Origin of the sequence: Paraburkholderia sp. RL18-101-BIB-B, from assembly GCF_046026985.1 — a bacterium.
In the GTDB taxonomy this organism is placed as follows: domain Bacteria; phylum Pseudomonadota; class Gammaproteobacteria; order Burkholderiales; family Burkholderiaceae; genus Paraburkholderia.
Genome location: NZ_JARESV010000142.1, coordinates 1 through 1,919, shown reverse-complemented (window position 1 = coordinate 1,919; position 1,919 = coordinate 1). Strand labels below are relative to the sequence as shown.

The following is a 1,919-nucleotide window of genomic DNA, read 5'->3' as shown; positions in this document are numbered from 1 at the left end:
ACGCATGGATGCTCATCGCGACAGACCCGTCAGTTGTCGCCTTTAGTGAGCACCCAGGAAGCATTCAAATTGGGGCACGTCAACGCTCCGTCGACTTTTCGGTCCAATACGTCGATAGAGAGGAATTGCTGATTGCCGCAGATGACAAGGCGTTTCGACGGTACAAGCGACCGGTTGGCAAGAGCTGGAGGATGGACGAAACCTACGTCAAGTCAAAGGCCAATGGAAGTATCTGTACCGCGCCGTCGACAAGCAGGGCAACACGGTTGATTTCTTGTTGCGCGCCCATCGTGACAAGGCCGCTGCGCGCCGCTACTTCGAGAAGGCGATTGACCAGAACGGCGAGCCCGAAACGAACCGTGGACAAGAGCGGCGCCAATCTGGCCGCGCTCGAAGCGCTCAACGCCGAGCGGTCGACACCGATCAAGGTCCGTCAGAACAAGTACCTGGATAACATCGTGGAGCAGGATCACCGGGCCATCACCCATCACCAGACCAATGATGGGCTTCAAGGATTTCCGGTGTGCTCGGATCATCCTGCCGGCATCGAACTGATGCATATGATCCGCAAGGGGCAGATGCGTGATGATGGCTTCGCCAAAAACGCGGCCGAGCAATTCTATTCGCTGGTTATGTAAGTCGTCCTAATCATATTGGGGCCTTATCGCGACACAACCTTCGACCGCGCTCTTAGTCGGACATTCGAACGTCGGTTCCGCCCAGGTAACGGACCTTCCCCGACGATCGCACTCGTCGCGTCCTCGGCCCTTCCGGCCGGCAGTGACCTGGTTCGTGCCTGATTCGAATCACTGCCTTCGAAACATGGACCAACAGGCGCTATCGGCCACACCGCCGCGCATGCATTCGAAGCGTCGGTCGCTTGTAAGAAAAATCATTTGTCGCGCAATGGAATAGTTGCGCGCTGTTGATGTTTACCCACGGTGACACAACTTGGTCGCGGCCGGCCAGGAGTTCGACTTACCAGGTGGCCTATTGTCGCTCTTCGGTCTCGCAAGGCGCGTGCTGTAGGCGACAACGAATCGCAAGGCCGCGCCTTGGCGTTTCCGACAATGGGCAACCTCATCAATCACGAGATCGCTTTGATTCACACAACGATTCAACCCGCCTGGGTCCGCATCACACATTGGATTAATGCGCTCGCTGTCGTATTGATGGTGACAAGCGGCTGGCAGATCTATGACGCCTCGCCGATCTTTCCAGCTTTACAGTTTCCTTCCGCCATCACATTGGGCGGCTGGCTCGGCGGGGCCTTGCAATGGCATTTTGCGATCATGTGGATGCTGGTCGCGAATTTCCTCATCTACGTCGGGCTGAACATCGCTTCGGGACGTCTGCGCCGGAAACTGCTGCCGGTCAGCTTCAAGTCGCTTGCAACCGATCTCGTCGCCGCACTGCGTGGCACGCTCGCGCATGAGGACCTCACACGCTACAACGCGGTACAGAAATTCGCCTATCTCGTCGTCATCGTCGATATCGCACTCGTGATCCTGTCGGGACTGGCGATATGGAAGTCGGTGCAGTTCCCGCTGCTACGCACGCTGATGGGCGGGTACGACGATGCGCGTGTCGTGCATTTCGTTGCAATGAGCGTGCTGGTTGCGTTCTTCGTCGTGCATGTCGTCATGGTCGCACTGGTGCCGCGCTCGTTGCTTCTGATGATTCGCGGACGGTGACCATGAATTTTCGAAGAAAGGCCCAGAATCCCGATACATTTCTTTCGTCTCACGCTGAATCCATCATCAAGGATGCGCGCAACGAACTGAAAAATCCGGCCCGCCGGCTGCTTGGCAAGCGAGTTCTCACGCTCGGCGGCTTAGCTTTGCTGTCCGGCTGCGATTTGACCAATGACAAGTCGGTGAACACCATGCTGCGCAGAATGTCGTTCTTCAACGACGAGA

1 protein-coding gene and 2 pseudogenes are annotated in these 1,919 nt (G+C 56.9%); all 3 read left to right on the top strand.

Annotation, left to right across the window (positions count from 1 at the left end; all coding sequences use genetic code 11):
• The first annotated feature begins 8 nt into the window (after window positions 1-8).
• A pseudogene (locus P0D73_RS46330) lies at window positions 9-638 on the top strand (IS6 family transposase).
• Window positions 639-1,070: 432 nt separating this feature from the next.
• Window positions 1,071-1,694, top strand: a complete 624-nt coding sequence (locus tag P0D73_RS46325; protein WP_408436435.1) for a cytochrome b/b6 domain-containing protein — start codon at window positions 1,071-1,073, stop codon at window positions 1,692-1,694.
• 2 nt (window positions 1,695-1,696) lie between these two features.
• Window positions 1,697-1,919 (top strand): annotated as a pseudogene (locus P0D73_RS46320) (molybdopterin-binding protein); the annotation flags it as partial.

Bases quoted from the DNA above. Each gene is read 5' to 3' on its own strand.
- P0D73_RS46325 (WP_408436435.1), top strand. From the start codon at position 1,071: ATGGGCAACCTCATCAATCACGAGATCGCTTTGATTCACACAACGATT.